The organism is Sphingopyxis macrogoltabida, from assembly GCF_001307295.1.
GTDB lineage: Bacteria > Pseudomonadota > Alphaproteobacteria > Sphingomonadales > Sphingomonadaceae > Sphingopyxis > Sphingopyxis macrogoltabida_B.
Genome location: NZ_CP012700.1, coordinates 2,026,318 through 2,041,054, shown reverse-complemented (window position 1 = coordinate 2,041,054; position 14,737 = coordinate 2,026,318). Strand labels below are relative to the sequence as shown.

18 protein-coding genes are annotated in these 14,737 nt (G+C 65.9%); 16 read left to right on the top strand and 2 right to left on the bottom strand.

Going from position 1 to position 14,737, the window contains the following annotated elements; translation table 11 throughout:
• Window positions 1-81: 81 nt before the first annotated feature.
• The 3 genes from AN936_RS09685 (at window position 82) to AN936_RS09675 (ending at window position 2,680) form a co-directional block, all read left to right on the top strand.
• A complete protein-coding gene (locus AN936_RS09685) occupies window positions 82-363 on the top strand; it encodes a proton-translocating transhydrogenase family protein (RefSeq protein ID WP_039573456.1) in 282 nt (93 codons plus the stop codon).
• A gap of 1 nt (window position 364) precedes the next feature.
• Window positions 365-1,870, top strand: coding sequence for an NAD(P)(+) transhydrogenase (Re/Si-specific) subunit beta (locus AN936_RS09680; RefSeq protein ID WP_054587969.1), 1,506 nt, complete (start codon window positions 365-367; stop codon window positions 1,868-1,870).
• Window positions 1,871-1,981: 111 nt separating this feature from the next.
• Window positions 1,982-2,680, top strand: coding sequence for an aspartate/glutamate racemase family protein (locus AN936_RS09675; RefSeq protein WP_054587968.1), 699 nt, complete (start codon window positions 1,982-1,984; stop codon window positions 2,678-2,680).
• Between the two features lie 111 nt (window positions 2,681-2,791).
• Here AN936_RS09675 and AN936_RS09670 read toward each other — a convergent pair whose 3' ends face one another.
• Complete coding sequence (locus AN936_RS09670) at window positions 2,792-3,205, bottom strand: DUF2147 domain-containing protein (RefSeq protein WP_054587967.1); 414 nt, start codon at window positions 3,203-3,205, stop codon at window positions 2,792-2,794.
• A 92-nt stretch (window positions 3,206-3,297) separates the two neighbouring features.
• Between AN936_RS09670 and AN936_RS09665 the strand changes: the two genes are divergently transcribed.
• From AN936_RS09665 to AN936_RS09630, 8 genes are all read left to right on the top strand, one after another.
• A complete protein-coding gene (locus tag AN936_RS09665; RefSeq protein WP_054587966.1) occupies window positions 3,298-4,512 on the top strand; it encodes a parallel beta-helix domain-containing protein in 1,215 nt (404 codons plus the stop codon).
• Window positions 4,509-5,537: an SO2930 family diheme c-type cytochrome gene (locus AN936_RS09660; RefSeq protein WP_054587965.1), complete on the top strand. Its 1,029-nt coding sequence runs from the start codon at window positions 4,509-4,511 to the stop codon at window positions 5,535-5,537. The genes AN936_RS09665 and AN936_RS09660 overlap by 4 nt, the downstream gene beginning before the upstream one ends.
• Window positions 5,538-5,586: 49 nt before the next feature.
• Complete coding sequence (maiA, locus tag AN936_RS09655) at window positions 5,587-6,219, top strand: maleylacetoacetate isomerase (protein WP_054587964.1); 633 nt, start codon at window positions 5,587-5,589, stop codon at window positions 6,217-6,219.
• Complete coding sequence (locus tag AN936_RS09650) at window positions 6,216-8,270, top strand: TonB-dependent receptor (protein WP_054587963.1); 2,055 nt, start codon at window positions 6,216-6,218, stop codon at window positions 8,268-8,270. The genes maiA and AN936_RS09650 overlap by 4 nt, the downstream gene beginning before the upstream one ends.
• Window positions 8,271-8,413: 143 nt before the next feature.
• On the top strand, window positions 8,414-8,860 hold the full coding sequence (locus AN936_RS09645) for a MarR family winged helix-turn-helix transcriptional regulator (RefSeq protein WP_054587962.1): 447 nt from the start codon (window positions 8,414-8,416) through the stop codon (window positions 8,858-8,860).
• Window positions 8,853-9,134, top strand: a complete 282-nt coding sequence (locus tag AN936_RS09640; RefSeq protein WP_054587961.1) for an HPr-rel-A system PqqD family peptide chaperone — start codon at window positions 8,853-8,855, stop codon at window positions 9,132-9,134. Before AN936_RS09645 ends, AN936_RS09640 begins: the two co-directional genes overlap by 8 nt.
• The gene (locus AN936_RS09635) at window positions 9,131-9,997 is read left to right on the top strand and encodes an HprK-related kinase A (protein ID WP_054587960.1); all 867 of its coding nucleotides are present in this window, start codon (window positions 9,131-9,133) and stop codon (window positions 9,995-9,997) included. The genes AN936_RS09640 and AN936_RS09635 overlap by 4 nt, the downstream gene beginning before the upstream one ends.
• Window positions 9,994-11,007: a nucleotidyltransferase family protein gene (locus AN936_RS09630; RefSeq protein WP_054590206.1), complete on the top strand. Its 1,014-nt coding sequence runs from the start codon at window positions 9,994-9,996 to the stop codon at window positions 11,005-11,007. Before AN936_RS09635 ends, AN936_RS09630 begins: the two co-directional genes overlap by 4 nt.
• Here the strand turns inward: AN936_RS09630 and AN936_RS09625 are convergent.
• Window positions 11,004-11,666, bottom strand: a complete 663-nt coding sequence (locus tag AN936_RS09625) for an HAD-IA family hydrolase (protein ID WP_054587959.1) — start codon at window positions 11,664-11,666, stop codon at window positions 11,004-11,006. The genes AN936_RS09630 and AN936_RS09625 overlap by 4 nt on opposite strands.
• A gap of 59 nt (window positions 11,667-11,725) precedes the next feature.
• Here AN936_RS09625 and glmU point away from each other — a divergent pair, with 59 nt between their 5' ends.
• The 5 genes from glmU to AN936_RS09600 all read left to right on the top strand — a co-directional run bounded on the left by glmU (window position 11,726) and on the right by AN936_RS09600 (window position 14,710).
• On the top strand, window positions 11,726-13,084 hold the full coding sequence (glmU, locus tag AN936_RS09620) for a bifunctional UDP-N-acetylglucosamine diphosphorylase/glucosamine-1-phosphate N-acetyltransferase GlmU (protein WP_234715791.1): 1,359 nt from the start codon (window positions 11,726-11,728) through the stop codon (window positions 13,082-13,084).
• Window positions 13,085-13,088: 4 nt separating this feature from the next.
• On the top strand, window positions 13,089-13,634 hold the full coding sequence (locus tag AN936_RS09615) for a GNAT family N-acetyltransferase (protein WP_054587957.1): 546 nt from the start codon (window positions 13,089-13,091) through the stop codon (window positions 13,632-13,634).
• The gene (locus AN936_RS09610) at window positions 13,631-13,948 is read left to right on the top strand and encodes a hypothetical protein (protein WP_054587956.1); all 318 of its coding nucleotides are present in this window, start codon (window positions 13,631-13,633) and stop codon (window positions 13,946-13,948) included. The genes AN936_RS09615 and AN936_RS09610 overlap by 4 nt, the downstream gene beginning before the upstream one ends.
• A gap of 172 nt (window positions 13,949-14,120) precedes the next feature.
• Window positions 14,121-14,345 carry a ribbon-helix-helix domain-containing protein gene (locus AN936_RS09605; protein ID WP_054587955.1) on the top strand — a complete coding sequence of 75 codons (225 nt, stop codon included), beginning with the start codon at window positions 14,121-14,123 and terminating at the stop codon, window positions 14,343-14,345.
• On the top strand, window positions 14,342-14,710 hold the full coding sequence (locus tag AN936_RS09600) for a PIN domain-containing protein (protein ID WP_054587954.1): 369 nt from the start codon (window positions 14,342-14,344) through the stop codon (window positions 14,708-14,710). The genes AN936_RS09605 and AN936_RS09600 overlap by 4 nt, the downstream gene beginning before the upstream one ends.
• The last annotated feature ends 27 nt before the right edge of the window (window positions 14,711-14,737 follow it).

Sequence of the window (14,737 nt, the reverse complement as noted above, 5' to 3'; positions counted from 1 at the left end):
TTTTTAGACCGCTTAGGAGTCGACACGCCTGCATCGCCACGGCAAGAGGTGCGCCACGCGGAATCAGCAGGGGAGCGCGCCGTGGATTTCATTGCGATTTTTTCGATTTTCGTGCTGGCGTGTTTCGTCGGCTATTTCGTTGTCTGGTCGGTGACCCCGGCGCTGCACACGCCGCTGATGAGCGTGACCAACGCCATTTCGTCGGTGATCATCGTTGGCGCGCTGATCGCCAGCGCCGCGGCGGGCTCGGCCTCGTCGAAGTGGCTCGGGCTGGCCGCGGTGGTGATGGCGAGCATCAACATCTTCGGCGGTTTCGCGGTCACCGCGCGCATGCTCGCGATGTACAAGAAGAAGGAGCGCTGAGATGGACATCCAGTCGATCCTTTCCGCCGCGACCGGCGGCCATGGCCTTGCCGTCAACCCGTGGGCGGCCGTCGCCTATCTCGTAGCCGGCGTCCTCTTCATCCTCTCGCTGCGCGGGCTTTCGTCGCCGGCGACGGCGCAGAGCGGCAACCGCTTCGGCATGATCGGAATGACGATCGCGGTCGTCACCACCTTGCTGACGCATATGCCGATGAAGGTCGGCGATGCCATGAACAGCTATGTCGGCATCGATCCCGTCGCCTTGGTCGAGATCCTCGCCGCGATCGGTATCGGCGCGGTGATCGGTATCGTCATGGCGCGCAAGATCGCGATGACCGCGATGCCGCAGCTCGTCGCGGCCTTCCACAGCCTTGTCGGCCTTGCCGCCGTGGCGGTTGCCGCTGCCGCCTATCTCAATCCGCTCGCCTTCGGCATTGCCGATGCGGCGGGGCAGATCCACACCGTCAGCCGCATCGAAATGGGCCTCGGCATCGCGATCGGCGCGATCACCTTCTCGGGGTCGGTGATCGCCTTCCTCAAGCTCAACGGCAATATGTCGGGCTCGCCGATTATGCTGCCGGGGCGGCACATCATCAATCTCGGTACGCTTGCCGCGATCATCGGCCTTGTCGCCTATTTCACCGTCGACCAGTCGCCGTGGGTGTTCTGGACCGTCACCGGGCTCAGCTTCGTCATCGGCTTCCTGCTGATCATCCCGATCGGCGGTGCCGACATGCCGGTCGTCGTGTCGATGCTCAACAGCTATTCGGGCTGGGCCGCGGCGGCGATGGGCTTCACGCTCGGCAATACCGCGATGATCATCACCGGCGCGCTCGTCGGCTCGTCGGGTGCGATCCTGTCGTACATCATGTGCCGCGCGATGAACCGCAGCTTCATCAGCGTGATCGCCGGCGGATTCGGCGCCGATGATTCGGGCGGCGGTTCGGGCGGCACGAAGGAACAGCGCCCGTGGAAACCGGGCAGCGCCGACGACGCCGCCTTCCTGATGAGCCAGGCGGAGAATGTCATCATCGTCCCCGGCTACGGCATGGCGGTCGCGCAGGCGCAGCATGCGCTGCGCGAAATGGGCGACCTCCTCAAGAAGGAAGGCGTCAACGTCAAATATGCCATCCACCCGGTCGCGGGACGTATGCCCGGCCATATGAACGTGCTGCTCGCCGAAGCGAACGTCCCTTATGACGAGGTGTTCGAGCTCGAGGACATCAACGGCGAATTTGCGCAATGCGACGTCGCCTTCGTCATCGGCGCCAACGACGTGACCAATCCGTCGGCAAAGACCGACAAGTCGTCGCCGATCTATGGCATGCCCGTTCTCGACGTCGAAAAGGCGAAGACCGTGCTGTTCGTGAAGCGCTCGATGGGCGGGGTCGGCTATGCCGGCGTCGACAACGACGTCTTCTATATGGACCAGACGATGATGCTGCTCGGCGACGCCAAGAAGATGACCGACGACATCGTCAAGGCACTGAACGGCGGCGGGCACTGACGCTTCGTCTCAAATAACCGCCTGCGGCTTGCCCGGGGGCGGTTCTTTATCTAGCCATGACATGGACCGGGTCCCCGAGGGCCCGGTCCTGTTGCTATCCGGAGAATGAATTTGCGTAAAATCGGCCTGATCGGGGGAATCAGCTGGGCATCGACCGAGCTCTATTACCGCCATCTCAACAAGGGGGTGCAGAAGCGCCTCGGGACGGCCTGTTCGGCGCCGATCATTCTCGAAAGCCTCAACTATTGCGAGCTGTCGCGGCTGACGACCCCCGAACAATGGGCGCATGCGAAGGATGTGCTGATCGCTTCGGCGCAGCGGCTCGAGGCGGCGGGGGCGACGGCGCTGATGATCGCCGCCAATTCGATGCACAGGGTCGCCGAGGACGTCGCGGCGGCGATCTCGATCCCGCTGATCCATATCGTCGACGAGACGGGCGAGAAGATGAAGGCCGACGGCATCAAGGCCGCGGCGGTGATCGGCACGCGCAATGTGATGACCGAGGCGTGGTTCCGCCAGCGGCTCGTCCGCCACGGGCTGACGCTCGCGCCTTATGACGCGACGCGCGCCGAGGCGATCGACAATATCATCTATGACCAGCTCATGCAGGGCAAGGTGCTCGAGGAATCGCGCCGGACGATGAAGACCTTCATCACTGATATCGCCAAGCAGGACATTCAGGCGCTGGTCCTGGCGAGCACCGAACTGGTGATGCTCGTCGATCCCGACGCCAATGTCCTGCCGATCTACGACACGACGCGGATCCATGTCGCCGCGGGCGTCGACTGGATTCTGGGCGAAGGCTCTTAAATCGCCTCTACAATCCGTTCGCATCGAGCGAAGTCGAGATGCCCCTCGGCCAAAGGCTCCGCTGATGGGTGTCTCGACTTCGCTCGACACGAACGGAAAATCAAAGTGGCGCTACCCCAGCCGGGTCCATGTCACGGTGCGGCAGAACACCGAAACGCAGCCCTTCATCGTCATCTTGTTGCCCTTCGCGCGCAGGTGCGCCTTGTAATAGCGGCCATCCTCGGGGCTGTAGCCTTCACCTTTCCAACCGTCACCGTTTGGCACGAGATCCCAGTAGATTTGCAGCCCGGCAACCTTGCGGTCGCGCTTCTGCTTGTCGGGGTTGCGTTCGTCGCGCTGGCCTCCCGCCGGTTCCTTGATCAGCAGCCGTTCGATGCGGCCGCACATCTTGGCACCGCACGGCACCATCGCGACGATCCCCTTACCGTCGTCGGTCTTCCAGCGCCCGGCTATCGATGGCGGCGCGGCGGCCATCGTCGGCACGGCAATAAGGGCGCCAAGCGCCAAGGCGTATCTGTGAAACATTGCGACCTCTCCTGTTGTTACAGGCATGTCAGCAACAGGCTTGGCTTCCGTCAAGTCTTGCCGCATGTTTCGTGTGAAACAGGGAGAGACTTATGCGAATCCATGGCCTGTCGCGAACGGCTTATCTGACCTTCGCCGCCGCCGCGCTTGTTGCGGCACCGGCGTCGGCCAAAACGATCAGCGTCAGTGCAGATACGCCCGACGCCAATGAAAAGCTGCAAGAGGCGCTGATCATGGCGGTGTCGGGCGACGTCGTCGAACTCGGCGCGGGAACGTGGAAGCTCACCGACGGCCTGTCGCTCGACGTCGCCAATGTCACCATCCGCGGCGCGGGGACCGACGCCAATGGATCGATCCTCGACTTTTCGGACCAGCAGGGGGCGGGCGAGGGGCTGCTCGTCACCTCTGACGATGTGCTGCTCACCAATTTTGCGGTGCTGAACACCAAGGGCGACGGGATCAAGTCGAAGGGCGCCGACCGCATCGTCTATCACGAACTGCGCGTCGAATGGACCGCCGGGCCGAAGGAAACCAACGGCGCCTACGGCATCTACCCGGTCGAAAGCACCGATGTGCTGATCGACAGCGTGTTCGTGCGCGGCGCGTCGGACGCCGGCATCTATGTCGGCCAGTCGAAGAATATCGTGGTCCGCGACAGCTTCGCGATCGAGAATGTCGCCGGGATCGAGATCGAGAACAGCTACGACGCCGACGTCCACGACAATATTGCGATGCGCAACACCGGCGGCATCCTCGTATTCGACCTGCCGAGCCTGCCGATGCAGGGCGGGCACAATGTCCGCGTCTTCGACAATATCGTGAAGGACAACAGCACGCCCAATTTCGCGCCGAAGGGCAACATCGTCGCAAGCGTCCCGACCGGTACCGGGGTGCTGGTGATGGCGAACAACAATGTCGAGATTTTCGACAATGCCTTCGAGGATAACGGCACCGCCAACATCATGATCGTCGGCTATCGCTATCCTTACAAGGACGACAAATATCAGCCGTTGCCGCGCCAGATCTTCGTGCGCGACAATGCGCACGGGCGGGCGGGCTTCGCCCCCGGTTTTCCCGGAGGCGCCGAGATGGCGGCGGCGATGGGCGGATCGATCCCGCCGATCCTGTGGGACGGGTCGGGTAATGCCATCGTCAACGACGACGTCGGCGTGCTGTCGCTGAACCTGCCCGACGTGCAGACGCCGCAGAGCGAGGCGAAGCCGTCGCCGGTCGACCTCAAGGACAGCGCGCCCGCCGCGCTGCCCGGCATCAAGCTGCCCGCGAGCATGGAGGCGAAGGTCCAGTGAAGCGCCTTGCCGCCGCCTTTGCTGCGGCGCTGTTATGTGCGAGCGGCGGCGCCGCGGTTCCGGTGGCGGGTCCCGATCAGGCGCTGATCGACGGCGACAAGATGCCGCGCAAGCTGTCGGAGTTCGGCTTGTTCGTATCGGGCGGCGCTGCGTTGCAGGCGGGCGTGGTGCCGTACGAACTGCACACGCCGCTGTTCAGCGACTATGCCGACAAGGCGCGCGCGATCTGGCTGCCCGCGGGGACGAAGGCCGAAGTCGGCGGTGACGGCACCGTCGCCTTTCCGGTCGGCACGGTGCTGATCAAGAGTTTCTCGTGGAGCGGGCAGGGCGGCGGCAAGCCGGTCGAGACAAGGCTGCTGATCCACCGCAAGGACGGCTGGACCGCGCTTCCTTACGTGTGGGACGCCGACGGACGCGACGCGACGCTGGCGATCGGCGGGCGGCGCGTGCCGGTAAGCTTTACCGAGCCCGACGGCACGCCGCAGGCGATCAGCTATGCCGTGCCGAACAAGAATCAGTGCAAGGAATGCCACGCCGAGGCGGGGGCGATCATCCCGATCGGTCCCAAGGGGCGCAACCTCGTCTTCGCGCCGCAATGGCAAGCGTTCCGGAGCGGCCGTTTCACCTGGCCCGCCAACCGCATCGCGCCGCTGCCGCGCTGGGACGACCCGAAGAGCGGCAGCGTCGCGGAGCGCGCGCGCGCCTATCTCGACGTCAATTGCGCGCATTGCCACAACCCGAAGGGCAGTGCGTCGAACAGCGGCCTGTTCCTGCGCTGGACCGACGATCCGACGGGCGTCAATTACGGGATCGGCAAGCGCCCGACCGCCGCGGGACGCGGCAGCGGCGGGATGGAATTTGCGATCAAGCCGGGCGATCCCGATCACAGCTTCCTGATCTATCGTCTCGAAAGCCTCGATCCCGGCATCGCGATGCCCGAACTCGGCCGCGGCGCGGTACACAAGGAAGGCGCGGCGCTGCTCCGGCAATGGATCGCCGATATGCCTGAGGCGAAGAAAAACTGACGGCCGGACGAGCTTGCGCGGTTCACCGGAAATAGTATGCGCTGTCGCCATGACCCAACTTGTCCTTCACGATTATTATCGCTCGTCGGCCAGCTTCCGCGTCCGCATCGCGCTCAATCTCAAGGGGCTCGCCTATGAGCGTGTCGAGGTCAGCCTGATCGCGGGCGAGCAGCGCAGCGACGCCTATCTCGAACAGAATGCGCAGGGTTTCGTGCCGATGCTGGTCGTCGACGGCGAACCGATGATCCAGAGCATGGCGATCATCGACTGGCTCGACCGCAGCTATCCCGAGCCGCGGCTGATCCCCGACGATGCCATGCCGCGCGCGGTGGCGCTGGCGCAGGCGCAGGTGGTCGCAAGCGACATCCATCCTCTCAACAATTTGCGGGTGCTCAAATATCTGACCAAGGACCTCGGCCTCAACGAGCAGACCAAGGACCGCTGGATCGCAACGTGGATCGCACAGGGCTTCGAGGCCTTGGAAGCGATGGCGGGCGACGGACGCTATCTCGGCGGCGCCACCCCCGGGATCGCCGACTGTTGCCTCGTGCCGCAAATGTACAACGCCCGGCGCTTCGAGGTGCCGCTCGACGATTACCCGCGGCTCGTGGAGATCGACGCAGCGTGCATGGAACTGGGCGCGTTCCAGAACGCGCATCCCGATGCGGTGAAACCGGCATGATCCGATTGCTGACCGGGGGCGCGGCGCTGGTATTGCCGCTTGCAGCGATGGCGCAGGATATCAACGACGGCAAGGCTATCGACCCGGTTGTCGAGGCGCGAAAGCCCGCCAACTGGGACGAGCTGATCGTCGTCACCGCAGGCGGCCTGCTCCGCCCTGCTTCGGGCGACGAGGTGCAGACGACGGCGATATTGAGCGACCTCGATCCGGGCCTCGGCGCGCGTATCGAAAACCGCCTTCGGGACGAGGCTGGCATCGTCCAGTTCCGCCGCTCGGACGGACGCAGCGCGCATCCGACGAGCCAGGGGGTAACCTTGCGCGGGCTCGGCGGCAATGCGTCGAGCCGCGCACTGGTGACGCTCGACGGCGTGCCGCAGGCGGACCCTTTCGGCGGGTGGGTCGCATGGAGCGCCTATGACGCGATCCGGCTGGGCGGTATCTCGATTACCCGCGGCGGCGGCAGCGGCGCCGATGGCTCCGGCGCGCTCGCCGGCACGATCGGCCTCTATTCCGAAATGACCGACGGCGTGACCGCGAGCGCCGCTTATGGCAGCCGCGACAGCTTCGATGCGTCGGCGAGCGCGGGGACCGAACTCGGCAGCGGGCAGGTCGCGATCGACGGCCGCTACAGCCGCGGCGACGGCTTCGTGCCCGTCGCGAAAGGTCAGCGCGGCGCAGTCGACCGCGCGGCGCCCTACGAACAGGGCGGGCTCGGCGTGCGGTTGCGCTTCGACGCCGGCGACAACAGCCGCATCGAGGCGAGCGTGCGCGGCTTCGCCGACCGGCGCGACCGCGGCACCGACTTTACCGAGAGCAAGGTCGACGGGCTCGATGCGAGCCTGCGCGTCGTTCACGACCCGGCGGGGGCGACGCAGTGGCTCGCGCTCACCTATATCCAGCTCCGCGACTTCGAGAGCGGTTTCGCCAGCGTTGCCGCCGGACGGAACAGCATCAATCCGGCGCTGTTCCAGCGCGTTCCCGCGACGGGTATCGGCGCGCGTGTCGAACTGCGCCCGGCGATCGGCAACGCCAATCCGCTGCGTGTCGGCGCCGACTGGCGCCGCACGACGGGCCGCACCGAGGAGGATTTCTTCTTCACCAATGGCGTGCCCGGCCGTCACCGCATCGCCGGCGGCAGCAGCGACACCGTCGGCGCCTTTGCCGAATGGACATCGGCCGACCCGGACGACGGTCTGCTCTGGACCTTGAGCGGCCGCGTCGATCGCTGGTGGCTCGGCGCGGGCTACCGGCTCGAACGCAATATCGCCGGACCGCTGATCACCGATCTCGACTTCGCGGCACGGCAGGGCTGGGAAGGCAGCGGGCGCGCCGGGTTGCGCTGGACGTCGAACGGCTTTTCGCTGCGCGCCGCGGGCTATCGCGGTTGGCGCCTGCCCACGCTCAACGAGTTGTATCGCCCCTTCCGCGTCGGCGCCGAGGTGACGACCGCGAACGAAGCGCTGAAGCCCGAACGGCTGTGGGGCGGCGAGATCGGGGCCGACTGGAGCGGCGGCGCAACGAAGCTTTCGGCGACGTTGTTCGCCAACCACCTCACCAACGCGATCGCCAATGTGACGCTGGCGCCCAACCTCAACCAGCGCCAGAATCTCGACGCCATCGACAGCAAGGGCATCGAGCTCGCCGCGGAACAGGGCGTCGGTCCGGTCACCCTGCGCGCGACCTACGCCTATACCGATGCGAAGGTCGATGCTTCGGGTGCCGCCGCGACGCTCGACGGACGCCGCCCGGCGCAGATCGCCAAACATGGCGGCAGCGTGTCGCTGCGCAGCGACGGCGATGGCCCCTTCGGCGGTTTCGCGACACTGCGCTATGTCGGCAAGCAGAATGAGGACGACCTCGGGCTCCTCATCCTCGGCGATGCGCTGACGTTCGATGCCGGCCTGTCGTGGCGGCTCGCCAAGGCGATCAGCATCGAAGCGCGCGGCGAGAATATCTTCGACGAACTCGTCCCCGCAGCGATCTCGTCGACGGGCATTGTCGAACGCGCCACGCCGCGAACCATATGGGTTGGGGCGCGGGTGTCGTTCTAAGCAGCACATCGTCATTGCGAGCGCAGCGAAGCAATCCAGAGCGGTTTACGCCTGCTCTGGATTGCTTCGCTGCGCTCGCAATGACGAGCTACTTTGGTTGAAATCGCGCTTCACAGACGGCGATCAGGCGATATGGATAGCACATGGCCGCCAAGAAACTGAACCTCGACAATTTCCTGCCATATCGGCTGTCGATCGCGTCGAACGCGCTGTCGAGCCGCATCGCCGCCGAATATCAGAACCGCTTCGGCCTCAAGATCCCCGAATGGCGGCTGATGGCGGTGCTCGGCGAAGGCAAGCCGCTGACCCAGCGCGAACTCGTCGCGGCGACGCGGATGGACAAGGTGACGGTCAATCGCGCGGCCAAGGCGCTCGCCGATCGTCACCTGATCGCGCGCCAGGCGCACGAGGCCGACGGACGCTCGCATCATCTGGAACTCACCGAGACCGGCCGTTCGCTCTACGACGCGATCGTCCCCGCGGCGCTGGCGAGCGAGGCGCAGCTTGAATCGACGATCAGCGAACGCGAACGCGCGACGCTGCTCACTATCCTCGCCAAGCTGACTGCCGCCGCCGAAGATTATGCCTGACCGGGCCTATCGCGCAGCCCCGCCCGACGCATTACGCATCGAGCCGCTTGGCGAACTCACCGCCATTTTCGACCGCCGTTCGATGCAGACGCACCTCGTCGCACCGCCGATGCCCGAAATACTCGCCCTGATGGGCAGCGACATGTGCGATGCCGCCACGCTCGCCGACCGGCTCGCCGCGGCGTTCGATCTCGATGCGGATGGCGATGCACCGGCGATCGTCGCCGACCGCTTGGCCGAACTCGCCGCGCTGGGGCTGGTGGAGCGCGCGTGAGGCACAGCATGCGGATTGCCGTCGGCCCCGTCCAGTTTCGCGTCGGCAGCGACTGGCCCGAACCGATCGCGGCGCTCGACCGGCTCTACGCCGCCTATCCGCAGGACGACGCACGCCCGGCCGACGCCACGGTGCGCCTGTTCGCGGCGCGGCCGTGGCGGCGCTGGCTGCGCCCCTCGGTGCATATCGGCGGCGATTTCATCGTCCCTGACGCGCTGCCGCTGCCGCTGTCGATGGGACTGCTCGCCGCCGAGATGGCGATGAACCTGCAGGTCGCTCTGGGCTGGCGGCGGCATATGCTGCTCCATGCCAGCGCGGTCGCGAAGGATGGCCGCGCGCTGATCATGTCGGGTGAATCGGGATCGGGAAAATCGACGCTTGCCGCGCTGCTGGGCGAGGGCGACTGGCGGCTGATGGGCGACGAGTTCACCCTGATCGAGCCCTTGAGCGGCGATGCGCTTGCCTTCCCGCGTGCGGTCAGCCTCAAGAATGCAGCGATCGCCGAAATGGCATCGCGGGTCGACGCGTCGCGGCTCGGGCCGCTGCTCGCAGGGACACCGAAGGGCGACATCCGCCACCTGATCCCGAGGAGCAATGCCATAGCCGCGATGCGCGAACCCGTGCGCCCGGCGCTGCTCCTCTTTCCGCGCTTCGGGGGCGAGGCGGCGATCGAGCCGATGGGGGAGGGCGAAGCCTTCGTGCGCCTCACCGAATCATCGACCAATTATGTCACGCTCGGCGAGGCGGGCTTCGCGGCGCTGACCCGGCTGGTGCGCGAGACGCCGGCCTTCGGCATTTCCTATCCCGACAGCGCGACGGGGATCGCGCTCGCCGAACAATTATGGGCGGAGGCGGCGCGATGAGCGCGGTGCAGACGCTCGTCGACCTGATGGCCGGTCGCCGTGCCGCCGCCGACCTCGGTCCGCGTGACTGGGACGGCGTGATCGGCGTCGCGCGTAGCGAAGCGATGCTCGCGACGCTCGCCTGCCGGCTCGAAGCGGCCGACCTGCCGCCTTCGGTCGCCGCGCTGTTCGCCGACCAGCGCACCGCGGCCGAGGTCGCGCAGCGACAGGCGCTATGGGAAGCCGAGATGGCGCACCGCGCGCTCAAGGAACAGCGCATCGAATTCGTGCTGCTCAAGGGGACGGCCTATGCCGCGGCTGGCCTCTCCTGTTCGGCGGGCCGCCAGATCGGCGACCTCGATATCCTCGTCCTGCAAAGCGATATCGGCCGCGCCGAGAATGAATTGCTCGAAGCCGAATGGGAGTGGGTGAAGTCCGATCCCTATGACGACGCCTATTACCGCGATCATATGCACGAACTGCCGCCGCTGATCCACAAGGCGCGCGACCGGATGATCGACGTCCACCACACGATCCTGCCGAGGACCCACCGGATCACGCCCGATGCGCTGGCGCTGATGAGCGATGCGGTGCCGACGGCAAGCGGGCATGCGGTGCTTTGCCCCGCCGACATGGCGTGCCATTGCGCGGCGCATATGCTCGCCGATGGCGATTTGCAGGGGGGCTTGCGCAATCTCTGGGATTTCCACTGCCTGACGCGCGACTTTGCCGCTGCCGATCCCGGCTTCTGGGGCAAGCTCGACACGCGCGCCGACATGCACGGGTTGCGCGCCCCGGTTCGCCGCGCCGCCCGGCTGTCGCGTGATCTCTATGGCAGCGATCTTCCTTCGGGCTGGGACGGACAGGACCCGGGCGACGGCTGGTATCGCCGCCGGTTGCTGGCGCGCGACGACTGGGGGCGTTCGACCGATTTCGCGCTCCAGCAGGCCTTCTACATCCGCTCGCACTGGCTGCGCATGCCGCCCGCGATGCTCGCGCGGCATTTGTGGACCAAGTGGCGGAAGCGCTAGAGACGATCGAGCAGCGGGATCAGTTCGCTATAATCGTCGATGACATGATCGGCGCCGAGGTCTGCCGCCGGCCGGTCGAGGAAGCCGAAGCTGACTGCGATGCTGGGCACACCGGCGTTCGTGGCCGCCATCACGTCGTAGATGCTGTCGCCGACGAACGCCGCACGGCCGCCGCCGCATTGCCGGACCATCGCGAGGATCGGTTCGGCCGCGGGTTTGCGGACGCCCAGCGTGTCGCCGCCAATGATCGTCGCCATCCGGTCGGCCAGCCCGAGTTCGCCGAGCAGCAGGCGCGCCAGCCGCTCCATCTTGTTGGTGACCACCGCGGTATGCACGCCGAGCGCGTCGAGCTGGCCGAGCGCTTCGGTCAAGCCGGGGAAGGGGCGGCTGTGCACCGCGATATGGTCTTCGTAATAGCGCAGCAGTTCGGGATAGAGCCGCTCGACATCGTCGTCCGGGACACCGCCGGTCGCCGCCAGCCCCTGTTCGAGCATATGCTTCGCGCCCAGCCCGATCATCGGCCGCACCGCCGCTTCGGGCAGCGGCGCGCGCCCGACGAGCGACAGCGCATGGTTGACCGCCGCGGTCAGGTCGCCCGCCGTATCGACCAGCGTGCCGTCGAGGTCGAATCCGACGATCCGGAAAGGGAAATCATTCATCGCGTGCGCATGGCCCGCCAGTCTGGAAACCGCAATGATTTGCTGGCATGGGAGCGCGCATGACCACAAACCGACCGATCGCCGCTATCGTCCTCGCCGCCGGCAAGGGCACCCGCATGAAATCCGACCTGCACAAGGTGCTGCACCCGATCGCGGGGCGGCCGATGCTGCTGCATTTAATGGCGCGCGTCGACGCGCTGAGCCCCGCGAAGAAGGTGGTGATCGTCGGCGACAAGGCCGACCAGCTCGAAACCGCGCTCGGCGGTTCGGCCGAACTGGCAGTGCAGGACCCGCAACTCGGCACCGGCCATGCGGTGCAGCAGGCCGAGGGCGCGCTGGCCGGTTTCGACGGCGATGTGCTGATCCTCTATGGCGACGTGCCTTTCGTCCCGACCGCGACGATGCAGTCGATGATCGACCGGCTGAACGCTGAGGACACTCCCGCGGTCGTCGTCCTCGCGTTCGAACCCGCAGACCCGCTGCAATATGGCCGCGTCATCACCGATGGCGACCGGGTGACCAAGATGGTCGAGCACAAGGATGCGACCGACGCCGAGCGCGCGGTCCGGCTCTGCAATTCGGGGCTGATGGCGGCAAAGGCGCGCGATCTGTTCGCGCTGCTCGCACGCGTCACCGACGACAATGCGGCGAAGGAGTTTTACCTTGTCGACATCGTCAACATCGCGAACGCCGACGGGCGGTCGTGCGCTGTCGTGACGACCGATCCGAACGATGTCGCCGGTATCAACAGCCGCGCCGAACTCGCCACCGCGGAAGCGCAGTGGCAGGCGTTCAAGCGCGAGGAGGCGATGGCGGGCGGCGCGTCGCTGCGCGCCCCCGATACCGTCTGGTTCTCCTGGGATACCGAGCTGGGCCGCGACGTGACGATCGAGCCCAATGTCTTTTTCGGCCCCGGCGTGACCGTCGCCGACAATGTGACGATCCGCGCCAACAGCCATATCGAGGGCGCGAGCATCGGCGCCGGCTGCGAGATCGGCCCGTTCGCGCGTCTCCGCCCCGGCACGGTGCTCGAAGAGAAAGCGAAGATCGGCAATTTCGTCGAAACCAAGAAGGCGCATCTGGGGAAGGGCGCCAAGGCGAACCACCTCACCTACCTAGGCGACGCGACGGTCGGCGCGGGCGCCAATATCGGCGCGGGGACGATCACCTGCAATTATGACGGCTATTTCAAATATCAGACGGTGATCGGCGAAAATGCCTTCATTGGATCGAACAGTGCGCTGATCGCGCCGGTGACGATCGGCCGCGACGCCATCGTCGCCGCGGGCAGTGCGGTATCGCGCGATGTCGGCGACGGCGACCTCCGCATGGTGCGCGCCGAACAGCTCGTCAAACCGGGCTGGGCCGACCGCTTCCACGACACGATGCGCAAGAAAAAGGCGGCGGAGAAGAAATAGGACGATGGCCGCCCCGACGCTGACCACCGCGCGGCTGGTGCTGCGCCAGCTCCGCGCCGGCGATGCCGCGGCGCTGTTCGCGGTGCTGTCCGATGCCGAACTGATGACCTGGTGGTCGAGCGGTCCGCATCAGTCGCTCGCCGAGACCGAGGCCTATGTCGCGCGCAACGCCGAAGAAGGGCAGGGCTGGCTCTGCTGGGCGATCACCGAAGGAAATGACGAGGCGCTCGGTTGGGTGATCCTGATGGACGGCAAGCCCGGGGTCGGCGAGGTCGGTTATATCCTCCGCCGCGACCGCTGGGGCGCGGGGCTGGCACGCGAGGCGGTCGCCTGCGTCGTCGCGCATGGCTTTACCGAAGGCGGGCTACGGCGTATCTTCGCCGACACCGACCCCGACAACGCCGGGTCGATCGCGCTCCTCGAAAAGCTGGGATTCCGGCGCGAGGGGCATCTGCGGGGCGAATGGGAAACGCATATCGGCGTCCGTGATTCATTGATTTTCGGCCTGCTCAAGGACGAGTGGCAAAAAGTGGAGACCCAGTTCAAGTGAGCGACCGTTACGAAGACAAACCCTTCCTGCGCTTCGTCGATGCCTGGGTGCTGAAGGCGATCGGCCATCTTGACCCGGCGACGGAGGATTACTGCAAGGCCATGGTACCGCAGCTCCGCCAGAGCTTCGGCGTGGCCGGTGGAAGCTGGGAAGAGATCGTCGCGCAGCAGATGAAATTCACCCCCGAACTGCCGGCGCAGATCCAGCGGATCTGGGCCGGCGGGCAGCAGCGTTTCGTAGCCGGCAATGGTGAAACGGCCGATCCGTGGCAGTTCGCGATGATCTTCGTCGACCGGAATTTCGGGCGGAGTTGAGGGAGGCGGGTCGCAGCTGGGAACCTTCTCGTCACCCCGGACTTGATCCGGGATCCCGCTTTCCTGCGCCGCTGCGCGGGATCCCGGATCAAGTCCGGGATGACGAAAAAAGGTAAGAACCGTCTACCGGCATGCCGATTGACTTGATATCATGATATGATATCAATCTTGCATGCGCTTCCTCGCCGATATTCCCGATGACGATGTCCAGTGGCTCGATGCGCTCGCGGCGTCGCAGGGCGTGTCGCGCGCCGAACTGATGCGCCGCGCGGTGAGCGCGTACCGCGCCGACATATCGGGCGACGCGATCGACAATGCGTTCGGGATATGGCGTTTGCGTGACGATATCGGCGACGGGCTCAAATATCAGCGCCGCCTCAGGGGCAAGCGCGAATGATCGAGGCACAATTCGACAGCGATATCCTCATCGACGCGCTGAACGGCGTCGAGGGCGCGCGCAGCGAGATCCGCCGCGCCGGACGCAAGAGCGTCAGCCGGATCAGCTGGACCGAGGTGATGTCGGCCGCCGACCCAGCGTCGGTGAAGGCGGTCGAGGCCTTTCTCGGCTGTTTCGCGATCGAGGAGGTCGGCGATGCGGTGGCCCGACGCGCTGCTGCGTTGAGGGCCGAACGCAAGGGGTTGACGATGGCCGACGCCTTCGTCTTAGCAACCGCGCAAATATCGGGCCGCATCCTCGTTACGCGCAATATCAAGGTGTTTCCGGCATCGATGCCGGGTATTCGCGTTCCCTACACGCTATAGGGCCCCGCCCTCAGAAGAAAGCCAGAC